A 25,604-nucleotide genomic window follows, 5' to 3' on the forward strand; every position below is an offset into this window, starting at 1 on the left:
CGTCGCATTCCATGACCGTAAAGCTCACAATCGATTGCATGGGAGGCGACCACGGCCCGTCCGTGACCGTTCCCGCGGCAGTCAAGTTCGTTCGCGCGCATCCCGATGCGCACCTGATGCTCGTCGGCATCGAAAGCGCGATCCGCGCTCAGCTCAAGAAGCTGAAAGCCCTCGACGATCCCGCGCTGACCATCGTGCCCGCCACCGAAGTCGTGGCGATGGACGACCCTGTCGAAGTGGCGCTGCGCAAGAAGAAGGATTCTTCGATGCGCGTCGCGCTCAACCACGTCAAGGAAGGCGCGGCGCAGGCCTGTATCTCCGCCGGCAATACCGGCGCGCTGATGGCCGTTTCCCGTTACGTACTCAAGACGCTGCCCGGCATCGAGCGGCCCGCGATCGCGTTCGCGCTGCCGAACCCGACCGGCTACACGATGATGCTGGACCTCGGCGCGAACGTCGACTGCGAGCCGCAGCACCTGCTGCAGTTCGCGGAAATGGGGCATGCGCTCGTGGCCGCGCTCGAAGGCAAGGAGCGGCCGACGATCGGCCTGCTGAACATCGGCGAAGAGGTCATCAAGGGCAACGAGACGATCAAGCGTGCGGGCGAGCTGCTGCGCGCCAGCACGTTGAATTTCCGCGGCAACGTGGAAGGCAACGACATCTACAAGGGCACCGTCGACGTGATCGTGTGCGACGGCTTCGTCGGCAACGTCGCGCTGAAGACGTCCGAGGGGCTTGCGCAGATGCTGTCCGACATCATCCGCGAGGAGTTCGGCCGTTCGCTGATGTCGAAGCTGATGGCGCTGCTCGCGCTGCCTGTCCTGATGCGTTTCAAGAAGCGCGTCGACCACCGCCAGTACAACGGCGCGGCGCTGCTGGGGCTCAAGAGCCTCGTGATCAAGAGCCACGGTTCGGCCGACGCCTACGCGTTTGAGTGGGCGATCAAACGCGGGTATGATGCGGTCAAAAACGGCGTGCTGGAGCGCCTCGCGCGCGCGATGGCGGACAATTCGGTGTCGCTCGGCGACGGCGGACACGACGCGGGCGGCGCGGGCCATGCAAGCCCGGCCGCAGGCCCGCACGCCGAACCTTCCGCTGCGCAATCCTCTAAAGCATAAATGGCCCAATCGACTCTCTATTCCCGCGTGCTCGGCACGGGCAGCTATCTGCCGCCCGACCGCGTCACGAACCAGCAGCTGACCGATCGTCTTGCGAAGGAAGGCATCGAGACGAGCGACGAATGGATCGTTGCGCGCACGGGCATCCATGCGCGCCATTTCGCCGCACCGGACGTCACGACGAGCGACCTCGCGCTCGAGGCGTCGCGTCGTGCGATCGAAATGGCCGGTATCGATCCGCAGTCGATCGACCTGATCATCGTCGCGACTTCGACCCCCGATTTCGTGTTCCCGAGCACCGCATGCCTGCTGCAGAACAAGCTCGGGATCAAGAACGGCGGCGCCGCATTCGACGTGCAGGCCGTGTGCTCGGGCTTCGCGTACGCGATGGCGACGGCCGACAGCTTCATCCGCAGCGGCCAGCACCGCACGGCACTCGTGGTCGGCGCGGAGACGTTCTCGCGCATCCTCGACTTCAAGGACCGTACCACCTGCGTGCTGTTCGGCGACGGCGCGGGCGCGGTGATCCTGTCCGCGTCGGAAGAGCCGGGCGTGCTCGGCAGCGCGCTGCACGCGGACGGCAGCTATTCACATATTCTCTGCACGCCGGGCAACGTCAACCGCGGCGTGATCGAAGGCAGTGCGTTCCTGTACATGGACGGTCAGGCTGTGTTCAAGCTCGCGGTCAACGTGCTCGAAAAGGTTGCGATCGAGGCGCTCGCCAAGGCGAATCTCGCGCCCGAGCAAATCGACTGGCTGATTCCGCACCAGGCCAACATCCGCATCATGACCAGCACCTGCCGCAAGCTCGGCCTGCCGCAGGAACGCATGGTCGTGACGGTCGACCAGCACGGCAACACGTCGGCCGCGTCGATCCCGCTGGCGTTCGACACCGCGGTGCGCGACGGTCGCATCCAGCGTGGCCAGCACGTGCTGATCGAGGGTGTCGGCGGCGGCTTCACCTGGGGCGCGTCGGTCTTCCGCTTCTGATCCGCGGCGCGCGACTGCTGCGCGCGGATCCAATCGGCGCGCCGTTCGTGCGCGCCGTCCGAATCGATTCAATTGGGGACGATATGAAATTTGCATTCGTTTTTCCGGGGCAGGGCTCGCAGGCAGTCGGCATGCTCAACGCATTCGCCGATCTGGCCGTCGTGCGCGAGACGCTCCAGGAAGCGTCCGATGCACTCAATCAGGACCTCGGCAAGCTGATCGCCGAAGGCCCGGCCGAAGAGCTGAATCTGACCACCAACACGCAGCCCGTGATGCTGACGGCCGCGTACGCGTGCTACCGCGCGTGGCAGCAGGCAGGCGGCCCGGCGCCGTCGATCGTCGCCGGCCACAGTCTCGGTGAATACACGGCGCTCGTCGCGGCGGGCGCGCTCGCGTTCAAGGACGCGGTGCCGCTCGTGCGCTTCCGCGCGCAGGCGATGCAAACGGCCGTGCCGGTCGGCCAGGGCGGCATGGCCGCGATCCTGGGCCTCGACGACGACACGGTGCGCGCGGTGTGCGCCGAAGCCGCGGAAGCGGGCGTCGTCGAAGCGGTGAACTTCAATGCGCCTGCGCAGGTCGTGATCGCAGGTAACAAGGCCGCCGTCGAAAAGGCGTGCGAGATCGCGAAGGCGAAGGGCGCGAAGCGCGCGCTGCCGCTGCCCGTGTCGGCACCGTTCCATTCGTCGCTGCTCAAGCCGGCATCGGACCAGTTGCGCGACTTTCTCGCGAACGTCGACGTGCAGGCGCCGCAGATTCCGGTCGTCAACAACATCGACGTCGCCGTGGTCAGCGATCCGGCCGCGATCAAGGATGCGCTGGTGCGCCAGGCCGCAGGCCCGGTGCGCTGGGTCGAGTGCGTGCAGCACATCGCCGGCGCGGGCGTCACGCACGTGATCGAATGCGGTCCGGGCAAGGTGCTCGCCGGCCTGACGAAGCGCATCGACGGCAACCTGACGGGTGCGTCGGTGTTCGATCCGGCGTCGCTCGACGAAGCGCTCAAGCTGGCGACCGCCTGACGCGGCGCCTTTTCTCAAGAGACGGATACTCGATTCATGGAAAAGACTCTCGATAAACAGGTTGCGATCGTGACCGGCGCGTCGCGCGGCATCGGCCGGTCGATCGCGCTCGAACTCGCGCGCCTGGGCGCGACGGTGATCGGCACCGCGACGAGCGAATCGGGCGCTGCCGCGATCACCGCGGCGTTCGCGGAAGCGGGCGTCACGGGCCGCGGCGCGGTGCTGAACGTCAACGACGCGGCGGCCGCAGAGGCGCTGATCGACGCGACCGTGAAGGAATTCGGCGCGCTGAACGTACTCGTCAACAACGCGGGCATCACGCAGGACCAGCTCGCGATGCGGATGAAGGACGAGGACTGGGACGCGGTGATCGACACCAACCTGAAGTCGGTGTTCCGCCTGTCGCGCGCGGTGCTGCGCCCGATGATGAAGGCGCGCGGCGGCCGTATCATCAACATCACGTCGGTGGTCGGTTCGGCCGGCAACCCGGGGCAGGTCAACTACGCGGCCGCGAAGGCCGGCGTTGCGGGCATGACGCGTGCGCTCGCGCGCGAGATCGGCAGCCGCGGCATCACCGTGAACTGCGTCGCGCCGGGCTTCATCGACACCGACATGACGAAGACGCTGCCGGAAGAACAGCAGGCCGCGCTCAAGACCCAGATTCCGCTCGGCCGCCTCGGCAGCCCGGAAGACATCGCCCATGCCGTCGCGTTCCTCGCTTCGCCGCAGGCCGGTTACATTACCGGCACGACGCTGCACGTGAACGGCGGCATGTACATGTCGTAACGATTTTCGTTTACCATCCGCGCCGTATCCCGTTTTTCAGGCGGATCGGTGCTTGATCGACCATCAAGCCAACGCGCGTTTTGGCGTCAGCAAACCTGATAAAATGCGCGCACTTGTAAATCTGAACTTTCCCTCGGAGGGGTAATGGACAACATCGAACAACGTGTCAAGAAGATCGTCGCTGAACAACTGGGCGTTGCGGAAGCCGAGATCAAGAACGAAGCTTCGTTCGTGAACGACCTGGGCGCCGACTCGCTCGACACGGTCGAACTGGTGATGGCTCTGGAAGACGAGTTCGGCATGGAAATCCCGGACGAAGAAGCAGAGAAGATCACGACCGTTCAGCAAGCGATCGACTACGCTCGCGCAAACGTCAAGGCGTAAGCGCCTTTCGCGCTTGTCCGCCACGTCGCCGCGATCTTCGCGATTGACGCGCCATCCAGCCGGCTTCGCGCCGGACGGACTAACAGCCACAGGGCTCGCAGGGCTGGTTCCTGTGGCCACTGTGGCTTTTGTTTTTGTCATCCAATAATGGAAAAGAGGTTACCGTGAGCCGCCGTCGTGTTGTCGTTACAGGCCTGGGGCTTATTTCGCCTGTTGGCAATAATGTTGCCGACGGCTGGGCCAATCTCGTCGCCGGCAAGTCCGGTATCGCCACCGTCACGAAGTTCGATCCGTCGAATCTCGCCGTGCATTTCGCGGGCGAGGTGAAGGGTTTCAGCGCCGAGGAGTACATCCCGGCGAAGGAAGCCCGCAGCATGGATACGTTCATCCATTACGGCATCGCCGCCGGCGTCCAGGCCTTTAAGGACAGCGGGCTGGAGGTGAACGAAGCCAATGCGGAACGCATCGGCGTGCTGGTCGGTTCCGGCATCGGCGGCCTGCCGATGATCGAAGATACGCACCAGACCTACGTCGATCGCGGTGCGCGCCGGATTTCGCCGTTCTTCGTGCCGGGTTCGATCATCAACATGATCTCGGGTCACCTGAGCATCATGTTCGGCCTGAAGGGCCCGAACCTCGCGGCCGTGACGGCCTGCACGACCGGCCTGCACAGCATCGGCCTCGCGGCGCGCCTGATCCAGGCGGGCGACGCGGACGTGATGGTCGCGGGCGGCGCCGAATCGACGGTGTCGCCGCTCGGTATCGGCGGTTTCGCGGCAGCGCGCGCGCTGTCGACCCGCAACGACGATCCGGCAACTGCGTCCCGTCCGTGGGACAAGGACCGCGACGGCTTCGTGCTGGGCGAAGGTGCCGGCGTGATGGTGCTCGAGGAGTACGAGGCGGCGAAGGCACGCGGTGCGAAGATCTACGCGGAAGTCTCGGGCTTCGGCATGACCGGCGACGCGTACCACATGACCGCGCCGAACATGGACGGCCCTCGCCGCTGCATGGTTGCGGCACTGCGCGACGCCGGCGTGAACGCGGACGAGGTCCAGTACCTGAACGCGCACGGCACGTCGACGCCGCTGGGCGACAAGAACGAGTCCGACGCGGTGAAGGCGGCCTTCGGCGAGCACGCGTACAAGCTCGTCGTGAACTCGACGAAGTCGATGACGGGCCACCTGCTGGGCGGCGCGGGCGGCCTCGAGTCGGTGTTCACGGTGCTGGCGCTGCACAACAACGTGTCGCCGCCGACCATCAACATCTTCAACCAGGACCCCGAGTGCGATCTCGATTACTGCGCGAACACCGCACGTGACATGAAGATCGACGTGGCCGTGAAGAACAACTTCGGCTTCGGCGGTACCAACGGCACGCTGGTGTTCAAGCGCGTCTGACGCCGAATCGCTTGACGAGTCCATTCGATGCTCCGGCCGGGCGTCCGCAGCGCTTTGCGTTGCGGGCCTCGGCCGTGTCGTATGTCGTGCTGGCCGCGTTCGTCGCGTCGGCTGCCGCGTCGGCGTTCCTGTTCTGGGCGCCGCGCGCGGGCGCTGCCGCCGGCGCATGCGTGTCGGCCGCGACGGCCGCGCTGCTGGCCGTGTGCGCCGCGCGGGCCTGCGCCCGCCGGCTGCCGGCCGAGTTGCAGATCGACGCATTCGGGGAGGTTGCGGCATTTGGTCGCACCGGGCGGCTGCTGGCACGCGGCCGCGTGACCGGCCATGCGCACTGGAGCAGCCTGCTGCTCGTGCTGTCGGTCGGGCAGGGCGCCCGGCGGGCCCGGCCGCTGCTGATTCCGGCCGATGCGCTCGACGCCGCGTCGTTCAGCGCGTTGTCCGTGCTCGCGAGAACCGCGGGCGCGGCGGGGCGGGCATGACGGCGGCGCGGTTACCGACCGTAACCAGCGGCCGACGCGGGAACGCTACAATAGCGCTCCGCGTTGCATCCCTAGTTAATGGATTCGTCAGGTGAGTGAAAAAGAAATTGATCAGGTTCTGGTCGAGCGCGTACAGAAGGGCGACAAGGCAGCGTTCGAACTCCTGGTCTCCAAATACCACCGCAAGATCATTCGGCTGATCTCGCGCCTCGTGCGGGATCCCGCCGAGGTCGAGGATGTGGCCCAGGACGCGTTCATCAAGGCGTATCGTGCGCTGCCGCAATTTCGCGGCGAGTCTGCGTTCTACACGTGGTTGTACCGGATTGCCGTCAATACGGCGAAGAACTACCTTGCGACGCAGGGTCGCCGCGCACCGACCTCGACCGAGGCCGATGCCGAGGAAGCTGAAACTTTCTCCGACGCAGACCAACTAAGGGATATCAACACGCCTGAGTCGATGTTGATGAGCAAGCAGATTGCCGAGACGGTCAACGCTGCAATGGCCGCCTTGCCCGAAGAACTGCGCCAGGCGATTACGCTGCGCGAGATCGAGGGCCTGAGCTACGAAGAGATCGCGGAAATGATGGGCTGTCCGATCGGGACGGTCCGGTCGCGGATCTTCCGCGCTCGCGAGGCAATCGCTGCCAAATTGCGTCCGCTGCTCGATACGCCCGAAGGCAAGCGCTGGTAAGCGCGACAGGCGGAACGACGCGGGTCGGGGTCTAGTTACGGATAGAGTCGTGAAGTCACGACGGGGTGTGCAAGATGGGGAGCATCATGGGGTCGGTCAATACGCAGTCGCAGGCGTGCTCGCGCGGCGAGCGCCTTTCCGCGCTGGTCGACGGCGAAATGTTCGATGGCCCGGATCACGGGCAGTTTCTGGCTGAGCTCAACCGCGCGGATTGCGCTGCGTGGGCCCATTACCACCTGATCGGCGATGCGCTGCGCTCGGACGAGCTCGCGTTGTCGCCTGCGCTGAGCGTCGCGTTCACCGCGCGCATGTCGGCCGCGCTCGAAAGCGAGCCGCACCTGCTCGCGCCGGCGGCCGCGCCGGTCGCGCGCAGGCTGCTGTCGCTGCGCCGGCGCGTCGTGCCCGCGTTCGCGGTGGCGGCCGCGGCGGCCACGCTGACGTGGATCGTCGTTCCGCAACTGCAGACGGCCGGCACGCCGGGCGCCGTCCAGGTCGCGTCGGTCGGTGCGCCGCAAGGCGGCAACCTGCAGCGCGTGACGGTCGCGCAGGCGTCGGCCCAGCCGGGGCTGCAGGACGTCAACATCATTCGCGACGCCAGCCTCGACCAATACCTCGAAGCGCACCAGCAATTCGCGCAGCAGCCCGTCGTCACGGGTTCGATGCCGCTGATCCGCGCTGCCGTGACCACCACGCCAGGCCAATAAACCCGATGCGGACATTGCAGTTGAATCACGCCATCTCCGGATGGAAGCGGCTGCCGGCCCTCCTGCTTTGCGCAGCCGCCCTGTTGTCCGTTCAATCCCTTCCTGCCAGCGCCCAGCAACCGGACGATCCCGTCGCGACCCGCAAGGGCGCCGCGGACTGGCTCGACCGCGTCCAGCAGGCGGCCCAGCAGCAGAGCTACGAGGGCACGTTCGTCTACCAGCGCGGCGGGTATGTCCAGTCGTCGCGCATCGCGCACGTCGCGTCCCGCGACGGCGAGTTCGAGCGGATCGAGACACTCGACGGCAAGCCGCGCAAGCTGCTGCGGCATAACGACGAGCTGTACACGTTCGTGCCCGAGCGCAAGCTGTGCGTGGTCGAGCGCCGTCAGACGCGCGACTCGTTCCCCGCGCTGCTCGGCGCGAGCGGCGAACACGTGATGTCCGTCTACGACGCGAAGTTGCTCGGCAAGGACCGCGTGGCCGGGATTGACGCGCAGGTCGTCGAGCTCGTGCCGAAGGATGCCTACCGTTTCACGTACAAGCTCTGGGCCGACGCGCGCACCGGGCTGCTGCTGCGCTCGCAGACGCTCGATGCGAACGATCACGTGCTCGAACAGATTGCGTTCTCGCAATTGCAGGCGGGCGGTGGGAGCGGCGACAAGGCCGCGATCGCGGCCGGCATGCGCAACCTGAGCGGCTGGACGGTCGTGCGCCCGCCGGTCGCGACGGTCGACATGGAAGCGCAGGGTTGGCAGCTCGCGCCGAGCGTCGCCGGCTTCCAGAAGATCCGCGAAGTGCGCCGGCCGATGGCTGCGCGCGATGCGGGCGATCCGCCGATCCCGGTCGATCAGGCTGTCTTCACCGACGGTCTCGCGACGATCTCCGTTTTCATCGAGCCGGCCGAGAAGAACACGCGCAAGGAAGGCGCGGGCAGCACCGGTGCGACGCACGTTCTCGTGAAGCGTCGCGGCGACTACTGGATCACCGTGCTCGGCGAAGTGCCGCCGGCTACGTTGCAGCAGTTCGCGTCTGCCATAGAATACAAGGCTTCCAAGTAACGCTACGGCTTCCGACATGATGAAACTCACGCTGCGCAAATGGCTCGCGGCGGCGGCGCTGTCTGCCTGCCTGCCGCTCGTACCGCATACCGCGGTCGCGGTGACGGCTCCCGCTGCCAGCCTGCCCGATTTCGCCGATCTGGTCGAAAAAGTCGGGCCGGCCGTCGTGAACATCCGGACCACCGCCAACGTGCCGACGAGCAGCGGCCCGCGCGGGATGCTCCCGCCGGGCTTCGACAACGGCGACATGTCGGAATTCTTCCGGCGCTTCTTCGGCATTCCGCTGCCGCAAGCGCCCGGCAACGGTAGCGGCAACGGCAATCCGAAGAATGCGCCGGCGCCGGACAATCCGCCCGACACCGAGCAGAACCGCGGCGTCGGCTCGGGCTTCATCGTGTCGGCCGACGGTTACGTGATGACCAATGCGCACGTCGTCGACGACGCGGACACCATCTACGTGACGCTGACCGACAAGCGCGAGTTCAAGGCGAAGCTGATCGGCGTCGACGATCGCACGGACGTCGCGGTCGTCAAGATCCAGGCGTCGAACCTGCCTGTCGTCGCGATCGGCGACTCGAACAAGGTGCGCGTCGGCGAGTGGGTCGTCGCGATCGGTTCGCCGTTCGGCCTCGACAACACGGTGACGGCCGGCATCGTCAGCTCGAAGAGCCGCAACACGGGCGACTATCTGCCGTTCATCCAGACCGACGTCGCCGTGAACCCCGGCAACTCGGGCGGCCCGCTGATCAACATGCAGGGCGAGGTGATCGGCATCAACTCGCAGATCTACAGCCGTACCGGCGGCTTCATGGGCATCTCGTTCGCGATTCCGATCGACGAGGCGATGCGCGTGGCCGACCAGCTGAAGGCGACGGGCAAGGTCACGCGCGGCCGGATCGCGGTGGCGATCGGCGAGGTGACGAAGGACGTGGCCGACTCGATCGGGTTGCCGAAGGCGGAAGGCGCGCTGGTCAGCAGCGTCGAGCCGGGCGGCCCGGCCGACAAGGCGGGCATCCAGCCGGGCGACATTATCCTGAAGTTCAACGGCCGTCCGGTCGATACGGCGTCGGATCTGCCGCGCATGGTCGGCGACACGAAGCCCGGCACGAAGGCGACCGTCAGCGTGTGGCGCAAGGGTCAGGCACGCGATCTTCCGATCACGATCGCGGAGACGCCGGCCGAGTCGACGGCCAAGGCCGAACAGCGCAAGAACGCGCCGCAGAAGCCGCGCCAGACCAATTCGCTAGGTCTGACGGTCAGCGACCTGACGGCGGATCAGCTGAAGACGCTGAAGCTGAAGAACGGCGTGCAGGTCGACGGTGTCGACGGCCCGGCCTCCCGTGCGGGCCTGCAGCGCGGCGACATCGTGCTGCGCGTCGGCGATACCGACATCACGAGCGCGAAGCAGTTCGCCGAAGTGACCGCACAGCTCGATCCGCAGAAGGCGGTCGCGGTGCTCGTGCGGCGCGGCGACAACACGCAGTTCGTGCCCGTGCGGCCGCGCCAGAAGTAACGCGCCGATGTTCACGCTCTACGGCCGCGGCTGGTGCCACCTGTGCGACGACATGCGCGACGCACTGGCGCCGGTGGCGGCCGAATTCGGCGTCGCGGTCGACTATGTCGACATCGACACCGATTCGGCGCTCGTCGCCCGCTACGACGAGGACGTGCCGGTGCTGCTGCTGGACGGCGCGGAAGTGTGCCGCCACCGGTTCGACGACGCGAGGGTGCGCGACGCGCTCGCGGCCCGGCGCTGAGCCTGGCCGGTCGCCGGCCGGGCACCGCGCGGCCGGGCGTCCGAAATACCGCCCGGCTGAAGGCCTTTTCGGCTAAAATAAGCTGTTTTTTCACCGACTTACACAAGGCGTGCTCCGCAGTCGTCGAGCGCGCCTTTTTCGCTTGATCGGCACTGAATGGATCATATTCGTAATTTCTCGATCATCGCGCACATCGACCATGGCAAGTCGACGCTCGCGGATCGCATCATCCAGGTATGCGGCGGCCTCGCCGACCGTGAAATGGAAGCGCAGGTGCTCGATTCGATGGATATCGAGCGCGAGCGCGGCATCACGATCAAGGCGCAGACGGCTGCACTGTCCTATCGCGCGCGCGACGGCAAGGTCTACAACCTGAACCTGATCGACACGCCGGGGCACGTCGACTTCTCGTACGAGGTCAGCCGTTCGCTGTCCGCGTGCGAAGGCGCGCTGCTGGTCGTCGACGCGAGCCAGGGCGTCGAGGCGCAGACGGTCGCGAACTGCTACACGGCGATCGAACTCGGCGTCGAGGTCGTGCCGGTGCTGAACAAGATCGACCTGCCGGCCGCGAACCCCGAGAACGCGATCGAGGAGATCGAGGATGTGATCGGCATCGATGCGACCGACGCGACGCGCTGCAGCGCGAAGACGGGCCTCGGCGTCGAGGACGTGCTCGAAGCGCTGATCGCGAAGGTGCCACCGCCGAAGGGCGATCCCGATGCGCCGCTGCAGGCGCTCATCATCGATTCGTGGTTCGACAACTACGTCGGCGTCGTGATGCTGGTGCGCATCGTCAACGGCACGCTGCGCCCGAAGGACAAGATCAAGATGATGGCGACCGGCGCGCAGTATCCGGTCGAGCACATCGGTGTGTTCACGCCGAAGTCGCGCAATCTCGATTCGCTGTCGGCGGGGCAGGTGGGCTTCATCATCGCCGGCATCAAGGAGCTGACGGCCGCGAAGGTCGGCGATACCGTCACGCACGTGGCCAAGCCGGCGACACAAGCGCTGCCGGGCTTCAAGGAAGTGAAGCCGCAGGTGTTCGCCGGACTCTATCCGGTGGAAGCGAACCAGTACGACGCGCTGCGCGAATCGCTCGAGAAGCTGAAGCTCAACGACGCGTCGCTGCAGTACGAGCCGGAAGTGTCGCAGGCGCTCGGCTTCGGGTTCCGGTGCGGCTTCCTGGGTCTCCTGCATATGGAGATCGTGCAGGAGCGGCTGGAGCGCGAATTCGACATGGACCTCATTACCACGGCGCCGACCGTGGTCTACGAGGTCCTGATGAGCGACGGCTCGATCGTGATGGTCGAGAATCCCGCGAAGATGCCGGAGCCGCAGAAGATCGAGGAGATCCGCGAGCCGATCGTCACGGTGAATCTCTACATGCCGCAGGACTACGTCGGCTCGGTGATCACGCTGTGCACGCAGAAGCGCGGCTCGCAGATCAACATGCAGTATCACGGCCGCCAGGTTCAGCTGACCTACGAAATCCCGATGGCCGAGATCGTGCTCGATTTCTTCGACCGCCTGAAGTCGGTGTCGCGCGGCTACGCGTCGATGGACTACGAGTTCAAGGAATACCGGTCGGCGGACGTCGTGAAGGTCGACATGCTGATCAACGGCGACAAGGTCGACGCGCTGTCGGTGATCGTCCACCGGTCGCAATCGCAGTATCGCGGCCGCGAAGTGGCGGCGAAGATGCGCGAGATCATTCCGCGCCAGATGTACGACGTGGCGATCCAGGCCACGATCGGTGCGCACATCATCGCCCGCGAGAACATCAAGGCGCTGCGCAAGAACGTGCTGGCGAAGTGCTATGGCGGCGACATCTCGCGTAAGAAAAAGCTGCTCGAAAAGCAGAAGGCCGGCAAGAAACGCATGAAGCAGGTGGGTTCGGTCGAGATCCCGCAGGAAGCGTTCCTTGCGATCTTGCGCGTCGAAGACAAATAACAGGACTGTTCCTTTTATGAATTTTGCGCTGATTCTTTTTGTGCTCGTCGTCGTGACGGGCGTAGCGTGGGTGCTGGACAAGATGGTGTTCCTGCCGCGGCGACGCTTGGCGGCCGACTCGGCGATCGAGGAGTTCGATCGCCAGCAGTCGCGCATCGACAAGCGCTTCGCGGACGAAAACGCCGTGCAGACGCGTTCGAAGCTGCGCGACGAGAAGCTGCGCCAGCCGTGGTGGCTCGAGTACACCGCGAGTTTCTTCCCGGTGATCCTGGCGGTGTTCGTCGTGCGTTCGTTCATCATCGAGCCGTTCAAGATTCCGTCGGGTTCGATGGTGCCGACGCTGCTCGTCGGCGATTTCATCCTCGTCAACAAGTTCGAGTACGGGCTGCGCCTGCCGGTCACGAACACGAAGATCACGCAGGGCAGCCCGCTGTCGCGCGGCGACGTCGTCGTGTTCCGTTATCCGAAGGACGAGTCGGTCGACTACATCAAGCGCGTGATCGGCCTGCCGGGCGACACGGTCGCGTACCAGGACAAGCAGCTCACGATCAACGGCCAGCCGGTGCCCGAAACGCCGCTGCCCGATTTCTTCGACGACGAGCGCCAGAATTACGCGAAGCAGTTCGAGGAGACGATCGGCAACAGGAAGAACGCGATCCTCAACAATCCTGCGGTGCCGCCGTTCGTGATGGGCGCATACGACTATCCGTATCGCGACAACTGTACGTACAACAGCCGCGGCGTGATCTGCAAGGTGCCGCCCGGTCACTACTTCATGATGGGCGACAACCGCGACAACAGCGCGGACAGCCGCTACTGGGGTTTCGTGCCGGACCAGAACATCGTCGGCCGCGCGTTCTTCATCTGGATGAACTTCAGCGACCTGAAGCGCATCGGTTCCTTCAACTGATCGCATTCGACGTACACGCAATACGCGACGCACGGGCCGCGTCGCGTATTGCCGAACTACTTTAAGAACCGGCGGTAACACCGCCTCGTCACGCCTTTTCGTGTCCGGCCGTGCCGTTTCGGCCCGACCGGCGCCCGCGTTATACTCCTGCACATGCCCCTATCCCAGTTGGAAAGCCGGCTGCGCTACGAATTTCGCAATGCGGAATTGTTGCGCCAGGCTTTGACCCATCGCAGTCACAGTGCCACGCACAACGAACGGCTCGAGTTTCTCGGCGACTCCGTTCTGAATTGCGCGGTGGCCGCCCTTTTGTTTCAGCGTTTCAGCAAGCTGGACGAAGGTGACCTGTCGCGCGTACGCGCCAACCTCGTCAAACAGCAGTCGCTGTACGAGATTGCTCAGGCCCTTAATATTTCGGACGGACTGCGGCTGGGCGAGGGCGAGTTGCGCAGCGGCGGTTTCCGCCGCCCGTCGATCCTCGCGGACGCGTTCGAAGCCATCATCGGGGCCGTGTTCCTCGATGGCGGCTTCGAAGCCGCCCAAGGGGTCATCAAGCGCCTCTACATCCCGATTCTCGACCACATCGATCCGCGCACCCTCGGCAAGGATGCGAAGACGCTGCTGCAGGAGTACCTGCAGGGGCACAAGATCGCGCTGCCGACCTACACGGTCGTCGCGACGCATGGTGCGGCGCACAATCAGCAATTCGAAGTCGAATGCACGGTGCCGAAGCTGGACGTGAAGGTGTCGGGCTCCGGTGCGAGCCGGCGCGCGGCCGAGCAGGCAGCGGCGAAGAAGGCGCTCGACGAGGTGATGGCGGCCGCGCCGATGCTGGCCGCGAAGCCGAAGCGTTCGAAAAACGCGCGCGGGTCGAAGCATGTCGAACCCGAAATCGTGCCGGGCGTGAAGGGTGTGCAGGAAGCGCTCGACCTGCGCTCGCCGGAGCGGAAGGAACGTGCGGCGGCGCGCGAGGCCAAGGCGGCCGGTGCGGTGCCCGCGGCAACCGCTGCGACCGGCGCCGGCGCGGAGCCGGCTGCGGCGCCGATGGCCGCGATTCGCGCGGCGCATGTCGAGACGGCTGCCGACAAGGGCGAGCGGGCGGCGAAGCCGGCGACCGACAAGGTTGCCGAAAAGCCGGCCGAGCGCACCGACAAAGTTGCGGAAAAGCCCGCGGAAGCCGCGCCGCGCGCAGCCGACAAGCCGGCCGGTCAGGCAGCCGATCCGGCATCGTCGTCCGCCGACAAGCCTTCCGCCGGTTCCGACCCCGCGTCGCGCGCGACCGTGCGCGCACGCGATGCTGCGGCGCCCGATTCCGATACGCCGCCGGGCGGTGCGAGCCTCGCTGCCACGCAGGCGCGCGTGGCCGATGCCGACCACTGAATTGCCCATCGATCGTGCCGCGCGCCGCGCGGCCGTTTCCGAACCTGTCTCCCAAACGATATGAACACTCCCGCTCCTACCGGTTTCCGTTGCGGCATGATCGCGATCGTGGGCCGCCCGAACGTCGGCAAGTCGACGTTGATGAACGCACTCGTCGGCCAGAAGATCAGCATCACGTCGCGCAAGGCGCAGACGACCCGCCATCGCATCACCGGCATCAACACGTTCGACGACGCGCAGTTCGTGTTCGTCGATACGCCGGGCTTCCAGACCCGTCACAGCACCGCGCTGAACCGTTCGCTGAACCGCGCGGTCACGTCGACGCTGACGTCGGTCGACGTGATCCTGTTCGTGATCGAAGCGGGCCGCTTCGGGCCCGACGACCAGAAGGTGCTCGACCTGATTCCGCCCGGCATGCCGACGCTGCTGATCGCGAACAAGATCGACCGCGTGGCCGACAAGGCGACGCTGTTCCCGTTCATGCAGCAGATGAGCGGGCTGCGCGAATTCACCGAACTCGTGCCGCTGTCGGCGCAGCGGCCGGAAGACATCAAGCGCTTGCTGGAGACGATCAAGCCGTACCTGCCGGAAGGCGAGCCGATCTACGGCGAGGACGAACTCACCGATCGCAGCTCGCGCTTCCTCGCGGCCGAGATCCTGCGCGAGAAGGTGTTCCGCTGGACCGGCGACGAACTGCCGTATACGAGCACCGTCATGATCGACAAGTTCGAGGAGGAGGGGCGCCTGAAGCGCATCTTCGCGACGATCCTCGTCGAGCGCGATACGCACAAGGCGATGGTGATCGGCAAGAAGGGCGAGAAGCTCAAGCAGATCAGCACCGAGGCGCGGATGGACATGGAGAAGCTGTTCGACGGCCCCGTGTACCTCGAGACCTTCGTGAAGGTGAAGAGCGGCTGGGCCGACAACGAGGCGGGGCTGCGCGCCTATGGGTACGAATGACGCGCTGACGTCGACTGAAGATGCGGTGACGGCCGGCGCGAACGATGCGCCGCTGCCGGCGCCGCCCGAACCGCCGCGCAAGGCGCGGCGCGCGACGTCTCGCACGTCCGATTTCCGCGTCGCCGAGCAGCCGGCGTTCGTGCTGCACAGCTATCCGTACCGGGAAACGAGCCTGATCGTCGACGTGCTGACGCGCGATCATGGCCGGCTCGCGCTCGTCGCGAAGGGGGCGAAGCGCCCGCACTCCGCGCTGCGCGGCGTGCTGCAGACATTCCAGCCGCTGCTGCTGTCTTGGTCGGGCAAATCCGAGGTGCGCACGCTGACGGGCGCCGAGTGGGTCGGCGGGATGCTGCCGCTCGTCGGCGACGGGCTCCTGTGCGGCTTCTACGCAAACGAACTGCTCGTGAAATTCTGCGCGCGCGAGGATCCCCAGCCGCCGCTGTTCAATCATTACGTGCTGACCCTCACGCGCCTCGCGCACGGCGAACCCGCGGTGCAGGTGCTGCGCTCGTTCGAGCGCGTGCTGCTGCGCGAGACCGGCTATGCGATGGCGCTGAACCGCACGGTCGCGCGTCGTGCGGTCGAACCCGACGGCCGGTACGTGTTCGATCCCGAGCGCGGCGTGCGCAATGCGGACGACGATGTACCGTCGCACTGGCCGGTCATCACCGGACAGACGTTGCTCGACATGGAGCAGGACGATTACCATCGAGCCCAGACGGTTGCGCAAAGCAAGACGCTGATGCGCTTCCTGCTGAACACCTATCTCGGCGGTACGCCGCTTGCCACGCGCCAGATCCTGATCGACCTGCAAAACCTATGAGCTTCTTCCTGACAACGCCCACCGCCATCGACCTCGGCGTGAACATCGACCATGTCGCGACGTTGCGCAATGTGCGCGGCACGACCTATCCCGATCCGATCCGCGCAGCGCTCGCCGCCGAAGAGGCAGGCGCCGACGCGATCACGCTGCACCTGCGCGAGGATCGCCGCCACATCGTCGATGCGGACGTGCGCAAGCTGCGCCCGCTGCTGAAGACGCGCATGAACCTCGAGTGCGCGGTGACGGCCGAGATGCTCGACATCGCGTGCGAAGTGCGTCCGCACGACGCGTGCCTCGTGCCCGAGAAGCGCGAGGAGCTGACGACCGAAGGCGGCCTCGATGTCGCCGGCCACTTCGAAGCCGTGCGCGCGGCGTGCAAGCAGCTTGCCGACGTGGGCGTGCGCGTGTCGCTGTTCATCGACCCGGACGAAACGCAGATCCGCGCCGCGCACGAAGCGGGCGCGCCGGTGATCGAGCTGCATACGGGCCGCTACGCCGAGGCGCACGACGAAGCCGCGCAGCAGCGCGAATACGAGCGCATCGTCGCGGGCGTGCAGGCTGGCGCGCAGCTCGGCCTGAAGGTCAACGCGGGGCACGGTCTGCACTACACGAACGTGCAGCAGATCGCCGCGATCGACGGCATCGTCGAGCTGAACATCGGCCATGCGATCGTCGCGCACGCGATCTTCGCGGGCTGGGACAACGCGGTGCGCGAGATGAAGGCGATCATGGTCGCCGCACGCGTCGCCGCGCTGCATGGCGGCGCGCGCTGACGATGAAATTGCATCGCGCTGCGCGCGCCGTTTGCCGCCCGGCCCTGCCGGGGCACTCCGGCGCGTACTGACATGGCGATCTACGGCATCGGTACCGACATTGCCCAGGTGAGCCGCATCGCGGCCGTGCTCGAACGCACGGGCGGCCGGTTTGCCGACAAGGTGCTGGGCCCCGATGAACTGCGCGTGTTCCATGCGCGTCGCGCACGTTCCGAGGCGCGCGGCATCGCGTTCCTCGCGACGCGTTTTTCCGCGAAGGAAGCGTTCTCGAAGGCGATCGGGCTCGGCATGCACTGGCCGATGACGTGGCGTGCATTGCAGACCCTCAACCACCCAAGCGGCGAGCCGTACGTGGTCGCGTCGGGCGAGCTGGCCGACTGGCTCGCCGCGCGCGGCATCACGGCGCGCGTGACGGTCAGCGACGAACGCGACTATGCGGTGTCGTTCGTGATCGCCGAGACGGACGCCGCACCTGCACCCGCACCTGTTTCCCGAACCTCCTCCTGACGGAATTCCCGATTCGATGAAAACGACTCCCGGCCCGGTCATGCTCGACGTCGTCGGCACGGCCCTGTCGCGCGACGATGCGCGGCGCCTCGCGCATCCGAACACCGGCGGCGTGATCCTGTTCGCGCGGCACTTCCTGAATCGCGCGCAGCTGACCTCGCTGACCGACTCGATCCGCGCGGTGCGCGAAGACATCCTGATCGCCGTCGATCACGAAGGCGGGCGCGTGCAGCGGTTCCGCACCGACGGCTTCACGGTGCTGCCCGCGATGCGCCGCCTCGGCGAGCTGTGGGATCGCGACGTGCTGCTCGCGACGAAGGTCGCGACCGCCGTCGGATACATCCTGGCCGCCGAGTTGCGCGCGTGCGGGATCGACATGAGCTTCACGCCCGTGCTCGATCTCGACTACGGGCACTCGAAAGTGATCGGCGATCGCGCATTCCATCGCGACCCGCGCGTCGTCACGCTGCTCGCGAAGAGCCTGAACCACGGGCTGTCGCTTGCCGGCATGGCGAACTGCGGCAAGCATTTTCCGGGGCACGGCTTCGCGGAGGCCGATTCGCACGTCGCGCTGCCGACCGACGATCGCACGCTCGACGCGATCCTCAAGCAGGACGTCGCGCCGTACGACTGGCTCGGCTTGTCGCTGTCCGCGGTGATTCCCGCGCACGTGATCTACACGCAGGTCGACAAGCGGCCGGCCGGTTTTTCGCGTGTGTGGCTGCAGGACATCCTGCGCGGCCGGCTCGGCTTCACGGGCGCGATCTTCAGCGATGACCTGTCGATGGAGGCCGCCCGCGAAGGCGGCACGCTCACGCAGGCGGCCGAAGCCGCGCTCGCCGCCGGGTGCGACATGGTGCTGGTCTGCAATCAGCCGGACGCGGCCGAAGTCGTGCTGAACGGGCTGAAGGCGCAGGCATCGGCCGAGTCGGCGCGGCGCCTCAAGCGGATGCGCGCGCGCGGCAAGGCGCTCAAGTGGGACAAGCTGATCGTGCAGCCCGAGTATCTGCAGGCGCAGGCGCTGTTGAGCAGCGCACTGGCGTAAGCGGGGAAGGGGGGGCGCGGAACCGCGCCATTCAGGTCGCTGAAACAAAAAGCCGCGCTGTTGCGCGGCTTTTTACATGCGGTGCGGCAGGCGTGAACAGGACTACGGCGGAAATCGGGCATGCCGGCGCGGCGACCTTGCAACGCAACTAACGGTCAAATCCTGCCAGCGCCCGCGCGCATCGCCGCCCGCTCAGTTCACCTTCATCCGCTGCAGCTTGTTGTACAGCGTCTTCGGGCTGATGCCGAGCAGCGTCGCCGCGCGGTGGCGCGTGCCGCCGACCGCGTCGAGCGTCGCGCGGATCAGCAGATCCTCGACGTCGGCCAGCGGCGTGCCGACCTTGATCTGCACGCTGCTGCCGTTCAGCGCGGCGCCGGCGGCGAAGCTGGTCTCGCCCGCGCGCAGCGTCTCGATGAAATCGCCCGACGCGTCGTACGCGAAGCGCACGCGTTCCTGCAGCTCGCGCACGTTGCCGGGCCATTCGTAGGACACGCATTCGCGCACGAAGCCCGGCGCCGCGCGCTTGTCGGTCGTGCTGCGGCCGGTTGCGCGCGCTTCGCGGTTCAGTTCGTCGATCAGCGCGTCCGCGATCGCGAGTGCGTCGCCGTCGCGCTCGCGCAGCGGCGGCATCGTGATCGAGGCCGCATCGAGGCGCAGCCACAGATCCTCGCGCAGCGTGCCGTTCGCGACCGCTTCGCGCGCCGGGCGGCGCGTGGTCGCGATCAGCCGGAAATCGCTCGTGATCGCGCTCGTGCCGCCGATCCGCATGAAGTTCTGCGAATCGAGCGCATGCAGCAGCGCTTCCTGCAGCACGAGCGGTAGCGCGGTGATCTCGTCGAGGAACAGCGTGCCGCCGCCCGCCTGTTCGAACAGGCCCGATTCGCGGCGCTCGGCGCCGTCGAACGCGCCGCGCTCATGGCCGAACAGCACGCTGTCGAGCGATGCGCCGTGCCGGCCGGCATGCGCAATCGTCCTGCAGTCGAACGACACGAACGGCCCTTTGCGGCGCCGGCTCAGTTCGTGCAGCGTGCGCGCGGCCAGCTTCTTGCCGGTGCCGGCTTCGCCCGCGAACAGCACGGCCGTTTCGGTGCGCGCGTTGTGCTCGATCATGTCGTACACGTGCTGCATTGCGTCGCTGCGGCCGACCAGCGCGCCGAAGCGGCCGAGATGGCGCAGCGATGCGCGCAGCGACTGCACTTCGTCGATCAGTTCGTACGGGCGCGGGATCCGCGCGAGCAGGCTGCGCAGGCGCGGAATGTTGATCGGCTTCAGCAGGTAGTCCCAAATACCGTGACGCAGGCCCTCGATTGCGCTTTCGACCGTCGCGTTGCCCGTCAGCACGATGACGGGCAGCGAGCCGTTCGGCTGTTGCTGCGGCAGGTGCTGGAGCAGGTCGAACCCGCTGCCGTCCGGCAGGTTCAGGTCGACGAGGACGACATCGGGAATCGAGCGGCCGAGCGCCGTGCGCGCTTCGGCGAGCGACGTGGCCGTGTCGACCGAGAAGCCGTCTGCGGCGAGCAGCGCGGTGAGGCCGGAGAGACTGTTGGGATCGTCTTCGACAATCAGGGCGTGTGGCATGGTGGACGCGAGTCGAGTCAAGAGAGGCGGGCTGTCGGCCCTCGGGGCCGCAGCCGCATGTCAGATTAAAAACTGATTTTATGCCCCGCCGAACGCGTAACGCGCATTATTTCTCCGGCGCTATAAAACAGTTACCGATGATACAAATTGAATATCTTTACCGGTGGATTTTGTGCTTGATATGGCACTGGTTTGCGGTCGCTGTTGGCGGCAGGCAAACAAAAAGCGCCCCGAAGGGCGCTTTGTTCGACGCGGGAATCGCTGGCGATTACGCGCGGCTGCGGTATTCGTTCGTACGCGTATCGATTTCGATCTTGTCGCCGGTGTTGCAGAAGAGCGGCACTTGCAGTTCGAAGCCCGTTGCGAGCTTGGCGTTCTTCAGCACCTTGCCCGACGACGTGTCGCCCTTGACGGCCGGTTCCGTGTAGGTGATCTCGCGAACGAGGACCGTCGGCAGGTCGACCGAGATCGCCTTCTCGTTGTAGAACACGACTTCGCACGCCATGCCGTCTTCGAGGTAGTTCAGCGCTTCGCCCATCATTTCGGCTTCGACTTCGTACTGGTTGTAGTCGGCGTCCATGAACACGTACATCGGATCGGCGAAGTACGAATACGTCACTTCCTTGCGGTCGAGCACGACGACGTCGAACTTGTCGTCTGCCTTGTAGACCGATTCCTGGCCTGCGTTGGTCAGCAGGTTCTTCATCTTCATCTTGACGACGGCGGAATTACGGCCCGACTTGTTGTATTCCGCCTTGGCGATGACCCAAGCATCGCTGCCGATCTGCACGACGTTGCCTACGCGGAGTTCCTGTGCGGTCTTCATAAAAACTGTCCTGATCAAATCAAATAAATAGGTGCCTGAGCGTTGCGCAACGGCTGACGGCGCAAGCGGCGCGTTCCGGTGGACGCCAAAAGCGAGCGCTTGCCTGGTCAGCCGTCGGATAACCGCTTATTTTAGCTGAGATTTTGCGTATTCGGCCAGCTTTCCGGCGAGATCGCCGACGGTCGCGAGCGTGTCGGCCCAGCGGGCCGCGTTGGCGTCGAGTGCGGCACGGTGTTGCAGGAAATCGGCCCAGTCGGGCGTGCCGACGCCGTTCCAAGCATGCCAGAAGCGCTCGAGCGCCGCGCGCGGCGCGTCGGCGAGGCCGGCCGACAGGTGCGCGAGCGCGGCGTCGAGCTTCGGCAGGTGTACATCGTCGGCCTGCGGGTAGATGTGCCACACGAACGGCTTGCGTGCCCACTGCGCACGGACGAAGGAATCCTCGCCGCGCACGAAGTTGATGTCGGCCACCCACAGCAGCGGGTCGTAGTCGGCCTGCGGAACGAACGCGAGCCCGTGAGCGACCAGGTTGCCGCTGCTCGCATGCGCGCCCGCGCCGAACGACTCGACCCCGAAAAAGCGCGCGACGGCAGGCGACACGCGGCCGGCCGGCACGAGCGCGACGACCGGCGACGGGCCGTCGCGCCATTGCGCAAGCAGCGCGTCGACCGCCGGATTCTCGTACGCGAACAGGCTGACGACCGTCGTGCCGGGCATCGGCGGCGCGCCGCCGGTCGCGCGCTGCCACCACGCGGCGCGCGCGGCCGCGTCGGTTTCGAACGCGGCGCGGCGCGCATCGAGGTCGTGCTCTTTCAGGACGCCGCCCGTGCCGGCCGACAAGCCCGGGAAGAAGAACGTCTTCAGCAGCGGGTAGCGCGGATGCGGCGATGGCCGCAAATGGAAATCGGCGACCCAGTCCTCGGCGCTCAGGTATTCGAGGTTGATCCACACCGGGCGCCGCGCGCGGCGCGCCATCGCGGCGAGATACACTCCGGGCAGCTCGCACGCGAACGCCTCGATCACGACATCGGCGATCTCCAGTGCGTCGCCGGCTTCCGCATGCCAGTGCTCGATCACGATGCCGTCGACCGTCTGCCGTCCCGCGTCGGGATCGACCCCCGGCAGCAGGCGCGCGAACGTGCGCAGGTCGTCGACGAACAGGCGAACCTGCCAGCCGTGCTCGTGTGCGAGCTGGCGCGCGACGCGCCAGCACACGCCGATGTCGCCGAAATTGTCGATCACCGTGCAGAAGAGGTCGCAGGCGATCGGTTCGCCCGGCGCGAGCGGCGCAGCGGATTGGGGGGCAGCAGTGGTGCGTGGCATCGAAGCGGGCCGGTGAATGCTCTAAACTGGCGATTCTAATAGACCCGTTCCGCGTTACAAGGCGCCCGGATCACGCATGACATCCCCAGAAGCCTCCGATACTCCGTTCGAACCGAAGAAGATCCTTGCGCAGTTGCCGCACATGCCGGGTGTCTATCGCTATTACGACACCGCGGGCGCCGTCCTCTACGTCGGCAAGGCGCGCGACCTGAAGAAGCGCGTGTCGAGCTACTTCACCAAGACGCAGCTGTCGCCGCGCATCGCGATGATGGTCACGCGCATCGCACGCATCGAGACGACCGTCACGCGCTCGGAAGCCGAGGCGCTGCTGCTCGAGAACAACCTGATCAAGGCGCTTGCGCCGCGCTACAACATCCTGTTTCGCGACGACAAGTCGTATCCGTACCTGAAGCTCACCGCGCACCGTTTTCCGCGGATGGCCTACTACCGCGGCTCGGTCGACAAGCAGAACCAGTATTTCGGGCCGTTCCCGAGCGCGTGGGCCGTGCGCGAGAGCATCCAGATCCTGCAGCGCGTGTTCCAGTTGCGGACCTGCGAGGATTCGGTCTTCAACAACCGCACGCGGCCGTGCCTGCTGCACCAGATCGGGCGCTGCACGGCGCCGTGCGTCGGCGCGATCTCCGCGGACGACTACGCGATCGACGTGTCGAACGCCGCGCGTTTCCTGCTCGGCCGGCAATCCGAAGTGATGAAGGAGCTCGAGCAGAAGATGCACGCGTTCGCGGCCGAGCTGAAATTCGAGCAGGCGGCGGCCGTGCGCAACCAGATGAGCTCGCTCGCGACGGTGCTGCACCAGCAGGCGATCGAGGTCGGCGGCGACAGCGACGTCGACATCCTGGCCGTCGTCGCGCAGGGCGGGCGCGTGTGCGTGAACCTCGCGATGGTGCGCGGCGGCCGACATCTCGGCGACAAGGCGTATTTCCCGACGCACGTCGAAAGCGCGCTGACGCTCGCCGAGGGCGGTCTCGGCGACGACGCCGAGGTGACGGAAATTGCCGACGCGACCGACGCAACTGACGGTGTGCTGTCCGACCAGCCCGCGGAAGAAGGCGGCAGCGCGCGCGGCGACGCGGTGGCGTCGGTCGAGGCCGAGGTGCTCGATGCGTTCATCTCGCAGCACTATCTCGGCAACCGCGTGCCGCCGGTGCTCGTCGTGAGTCATGCGCCCGCAAGCCGCGACCTGCTCGAGCTGCTGTCCGAGCAGGCCGGCCACAAGGTGTCGCTGGTGCGGCAGCCGCAGGGGCAGCGGCGCGCGTGGCTGTCGATGGCCGAGCAGAACGCGCAGATCGCGCTCGCGCGGCTGCTGTCCGAGCAGGGCTCGCAGCAGGCGCGCACGCGCGCGCTCGCGGAGACGCTCGGCTACGAATGCGACGATCTCGCGACGCTGCGGATCGAATGCTTCGACATCAGCCATACGATGGGCGAGGCGACGCAGGCGTCGTGCGTCGTTTATCACCATCACAAGATGCAGTCGGGCGAGTACCGTCGCTACAACATCACCGGCATCACGCCGGGCGACGATTACGCGGCGATGCGGCAGGTGCTCACGCGCCGCTACGAGAAGATGGTCGAGCAGGCCGCGCAGGCGGCCGCCGCCGACGATGCGGCGGGCATCGACGGCGAGTCGACGCGCCAGGCCGAGGCGTCGAGCCTGCTGCCGAACCTCGTGTTGATCGACGGCGGCAAGGGGCAGGTCGAAATCGCTCGCCAGGTGTTCACCGAGCTCGGGCTCGATACGTCGATGCTGGTCGGCGTCGCGAAAGGCGAGGGGCGCAAGGTCGGCCTCGAGACGCTCGTGTTCGCGGACGGCCGCACGCCGCTCGAACTCGGCAAGGAGAGCGCCGCGCTGATGCTCGTCGCGCAGATCCGCGACGAGGCACACCGCTTCGCGATCACCGGCATGCGCGCGAAGCGGGCGAAAGCGCGCCAGACGTCGCGGCTCGAGGAGCTCGAGGGCGTCGGCGCGAAGCGCCGGCAGCGGCTGCTCGCGCGCTTCGGCGGGTTGCGCGGCGTCGTTGCCGCGAGCGTCGAAGAACTCGCGAGCGTCGAGGGCATCTCGCACGCGCTTGCAGAGCAGATCTACAAACAGCTTCACTGACGCGCCCGTGCGGCCGGCTGCCTTGCCCGCGTTTTCGCGTTCTTGTGGCAGGCCGGTCGACACGGCACAATTGCGAATCCTTTACTGTCCCGGATGCCATGCCGTTCAATTTCCCGATTTTCCTGACGTGGGTGCGGATCGTGCTGATTCCGCTCGTCGTCGGCGTGTTCTATTTGCCGGACACGGTGATGGGCGGCGCGCACCGCAATCTCGCGGCGGCGGCGATCTTCATCCTCGCCGCGCTGACCGACTGGTTCGACGGGTTTCTCGCACGCAAGTGGAACCAGACGTCGTCGTTCGGCGCGTTTCTCGATCCGGTGGCGGACAAGCTGATGGTGACGGCCGCGCTGCTGATCCTGGTGCAGATTTCGCGCGTCGACGCGGCGATCGCGCTCGTGATCGTCGGCCGCGAGATCGCGATCTCGGCGCTGCGCGAGTGGATGGCGCAGATCGGCGCGTCGAAGAGCGTCGCGGTGAACCAGCTCGGCAAGTTCAAGACCGCGTGCCAGATGGTCGCGATCCCGATGCTGCTGTTCTACGGGCCGCTGCCGCTTGGCGTCGTGACGATCGACACGCGCGTGTGGGGCGAGTGGCTGATGTATCTCGCGGCGGTGCTGACGATCTGGTCGATGCTGTACTACATGAAGCTCGCGTGGCCGCAGATTCGCGAGCGCGGCGGTGCGTGACTTGCGCCACGCATCCGGCGGCGCAGGTTTTTGGAAAAAGGGCTGGAAAAGCCCTTGACACACGAATGTGCCTTCGACATAATCTCGCTTCTCCGCTGCACGGCGAAGTAAGTGCGACGGAGAAGCAGTAGCGCAGCAATACGCGGGAGTAGCTCAGTTGGTAGAGCGCAACCTTGCCAAGGTTGAGGTCGCGAGTTCGAGACTCGTCTCCCGCTCCAGATTTTTCTGGCAGCGTGTTGGTTGGTAAAGCGCTGCAGATGCAGGACACATGCGGGAGTAGCTCAGTTGGTAGAGCGCAACCTTGCCAAGGTTGAGGTCGCGAGTTCGAGACTCGTCTCCCGCTCCAGGTT

The 25,604-nt window shown here is 66.2% G+C and carries 25 protein-coding genes and 2 tRNA genes; 24 read left to right on the forward strand and 3 right to left on the reverse strand.

Features of this window, described 5'->3' with window-relative positions:
* The first annotated feature begins 11 nt into the window (after positions 1 to 11).
* From plsX to nagZ, 20 genes are all read left to right on the forward strand, one after another.
* The gene (plsX, locus tag ABD05_RS11200) at positions 12 to 1,118 is read left to right on the forward strand and encodes a phosphate acyltransferase PlsX (RefSeq protein WP_047900175.1); all 1,107 of its coding nucleotides are present in this window, start codon (positions 12 to 14) and stop codon (positions 1,116 to 1,118) included.
* A complete protein-coding gene (locus ABD05_RS11205) occupies positions 1,119 to 2,108 on the forward strand; it encodes a beta-ketoacyl-ACP synthase III (protein ID WP_047900176.1) in 990 nt (329 codons plus the stop codon).
* Between the two features lie 83 nt (positions 2,109 to 2,191).
* A complete protein-coding gene (gene fabD, locus ABD05_RS11210) occupies positions 2,192 to 3,124 on the forward strand; it encodes an ACP S-malonyltransferase (RefSeq protein ID WP_047900177.1) in 933 nt (310 codons plus the stop codon).
* 36 nt (positions 3,125 to 3,160) lie between these two features.
* Positions 3,161 to 3,910, forward strand: a complete 750-nt coding sequence (gene fabG / locus ABD05_RS11215; RefSeq protein ID WP_034183095.1) for a 3-oxoacyl-ACP reductase FabG — start codon at positions 3,161 to 3,163, stop codon at positions 3,908 to 3,910.
* 144 nt (positions 3,911 to 4,054) lie between these two features.
* On the forward strand, positions 4,055 to 4,294 hold the full coding sequence (gene acpP / locus ABD05_RS11220; RefSeq protein ID WP_004197638.1) for an acyl carrier protein: 240 nt from the start codon (positions 4,055 to 4,057) through the stop codon (positions 4,292 to 4,294).
* A gap of 164 nt (positions 4,295 to 4,458) precedes the next feature.
* Positions 4,459 to 5,691 (forward strand): beta-ketoacyl-ACP synthase II, encoded by a 1,233-nt coding sequence (fabF, locus tag ABD05_RS11225; protein WP_047900178.1) that lies wholly within the window; start codon positions 4,459 to 4,461, stop codon positions 5,689 to 5,691.
* 11 nt (positions 5,692 to 5,702) lie between these two features.
* Positions 5,703 to 6,167 carry a hypothetical protein gene (locus tag ABD05_RS11230; protein WP_047900179.1) on the forward strand — a complete coding sequence of 155 codons (465 nt, stop codon included), beginning with the start codon at positions 5,703 to 5,705 and terminating at the stop codon, positions 6,165 to 6,167.
* Between the two features lie 91 nt (positions 6,168 to 6,258).
* Positions 6,259 to 6,858 carry an RNA polymerase sigma factor RpoE gene (gene rpoE / locus ABD05_RS11235; protein WP_034183098.1) on the forward strand — a complete coding sequence of 200 codons (600 nt, stop codon included), beginning with the start codon at positions 6,259 to 6,261 and terminating at the stop codon, positions 6,856 to 6,858.
* An 86-nt stretch (positions 6,859 to 6,944) separates the two neighbouring features.
* Entirely contained in the window at positions 6,945 to 7,562 is a 618-nt protein-coding gene (locus ABD05_RS11240) for a sigma-E factor negative regulatory protein (protein WP_047900180.1), read from the forward strand.
* A gap of 5 nt (positions 7,563 to 7,567) precedes the next feature.
* A complete protein-coding gene (locus ABD05_RS11245; protein ID WP_047900181.1) occupies positions 7,568 to 8,620 on the forward strand; it encodes a MucB/RseB C-terminal domain-containing protein in 1,053 nt (350 codons plus the stop codon).
* Between the two features lie 16 nt (positions 8,621 to 8,636).
* Positions 8,637 to 10,133, forward strand: a complete 1,497-nt coding sequence (locus tag ABD05_RS11250) for a DegQ family serine endoprotease (RefSeq protein WP_047900182.1) — start codon at positions 8,637 to 8,639, stop codon at positions 10,131 to 10,133.
* 7 nt (positions 10,134 to 10,140) lie between these two features.
* Entirely contained in the window at positions 10,141 to 10,377 is a 237-nt protein-coding gene (locus ABD05_RS11255; protein WP_047900183.1) for a glutaredoxin family protein, read from the forward strand.
* Between the two features lie 156 nt (positions 10,378 to 10,533).
* The gene (lepA, locus tag ABD05_RS11260; protein WP_047900184.1) at positions 10,534 to 12,327 is read left to right on the forward strand and encodes a translation elongation factor 4; all 1,794 of its coding nucleotides are present in this window, start codon (positions 10,534 to 10,536) and stop codon (positions 12,325 to 12,327) included.
* A 16-nt stretch (positions 12,328 to 12,343) separates the two neighbouring features.
* Positions 12,344 to 13,237 carry a signal peptidase I gene (gene lepB / locus ABD05_RS11265; protein WP_047900185.1) on the forward strand — a complete coding sequence of 298 codons (894 nt, stop codon included), beginning with the start codon at positions 12,344 to 12,346 and terminating at the stop codon, positions 13,235 to 13,237.
* Between the two features lie 153 nt (positions 13,238 to 13,390).
* A complete protein-coding gene (rnc, locus tag ABD05_RS11270; protein WP_047900186.1) occupies positions 13,391 to 14,617 on the forward strand; it encodes a ribonuclease III in 1,227 nt (408 codons plus the stop codon).
* 60 nt (positions 14,618 to 14,677) lie between these two features.
* Positions 14,678 to 15,577, forward strand: coding sequence for a GTPase Era (era, locus tag ABD05_RS11275; protein ID WP_047900187.1), 900 nt, complete (start codon positions 14,678 to 14,680; stop codon positions 15,575 to 15,577).
* A complete protein-coding gene (recO, locus tag ABD05_RS11280; protein ID WP_047900188.1) occupies positions 15,564 to 16,400 on the forward strand; it encodes a DNA repair protein RecO in 837 nt (278 codons plus the stop codon). Before era ends, recO begins: the two co-directional genes overlap by 14 nt.
* On the forward strand, positions 16,397 to 17,173 hold the full coding sequence (gene pdxJ / locus ABD05_RS11285) for a pyridoxine 5'-phosphate synthase (RefSeq protein ID WP_047900189.1): 777 nt from the start codon (positions 16,397 to 16,399) through the stop codon (positions 17,171 to 17,173). The genes recO and pdxJ overlap by 4 nt, the downstream gene beginning before the upstream one ends.
* A 72-nt stretch (positions 17,174 to 17,245) precedes the next feature.
* Positions 17,246 to 17,680, forward strand: coding sequence for a holo-ACP synthase (gene acpS, locus ABD05_RS11290; protein ID WP_047900190.1), 435 nt, complete (start codon positions 17,246 to 17,248; stop codon positions 17,678 to 17,680).
* Positions 17,681 to 17,696: 16 nt separating this feature from the next.
* Positions 17,697 to 18,725 carry a beta-N-acetylhexosaminidase gene (nagZ, locus tag ABD05_RS11295; protein WP_047900191.1) on the forward strand — a complete coding sequence of 343 codons (1,029 nt, stop codon included), beginning with the start codon at positions 17,697 to 17,699 and terminating at the stop codon, positions 18,723 to 18,725.
* 192 nt (positions 18,726 to 18,917) lie between these two features.
* Here the strand turns inward: nagZ and ABD05_RS11300 are convergent, their stop codons facing one another.
* From ABD05_RS11300 to earP, 3 genes are all read right to left on the reverse strand, one after another.
* Entirely contained in the window at positions 18,918 to 20,303 is a 1,386-nt protein-coding gene (locus tag ABD05_RS11300) for a sigma-54-dependent transcriptional regulator (RefSeq protein WP_047900192.1), read from the reverse strand.
* 268 nt (positions 20,304 to 20,571) lie between these two features.
* Positions 20,572 to 21,129, reverse strand: coding sequence for an elongation factor P (efp, locus tag ABD05_RS11305; protein ID WP_047900193.1), 558 nt, complete (start codon positions 21,127 to 21,129; stop codon positions 20,572 to 20,574).
* Between the two features lie 126 nt (positions 21,130 to 21,255).
* Entirely contained in the window at positions 21,256 to 22,449 is a 1,194-nt protein-coding gene (gene earP / locus ABD05_RS11310) for an elongation factor P maturation arginine rhamnosyltransferase EarP (RefSeq protein ID WP_047900194.1), read from the reverse strand.
* A gap of 76 nt (positions 22,450 to 22,525) precedes the next feature.
* On the opposite strand from earP, the gene uvrC reads away from it, so the two are divergent.
* From uvrC to ABD05_RS11330, 4 genes are all read left to right on the forward strand, one after another.
* Positions 22,526 to 24,568 (forward strand): excinuclease ABC subunit UvrC, encoded by a 2,043-nt coding sequence (gene uvrC, locus ABD05_RS11315; protein ID WP_047900195.1) that lies wholly within the window; start codon positions 22,526 to 22,528, stop codon positions 24,566 to 24,568.
* A 98-nt stretch (positions 24,569 to 24,666) separates the two neighbouring features.
* Entirely contained in the window at positions 24,667 to 25,254 is a 588-nt protein-coding gene (gene pgsA, locus ABD05_RS11320; protein WP_011544951.1) for a CDP-diacylglycerol--glycerol-3-phosphate 3-phosphatidyltransferase, read from the forward strand.
* Positions 25,255 to 25,396: 142 nt separating this feature from the next.
* Positions 25,397 to 25,472 (forward strand) — tRNA-Gly (locus tag ABD05_RS11325).
* Positions 25,473 to 25,524: 52 nt separating this feature from the next.
* Positions 25,525 to 25,600 (forward strand) — tRNA-Gly (locus tag ABD05_RS11330).
* Positions 25,601 to 25,604: the final 4 nt, after the last annotated feature.

Source organism: Burkholderia pyrrocinia, assembly GCF_001028665.1.
Classification (GTDB): domain Bacteria; phylum Pseudomonadota; class Gammaproteobacteria; order Burkholderiales; family Burkholderiaceae; genus Burkholderia; species Burkholderia pyrrocinia.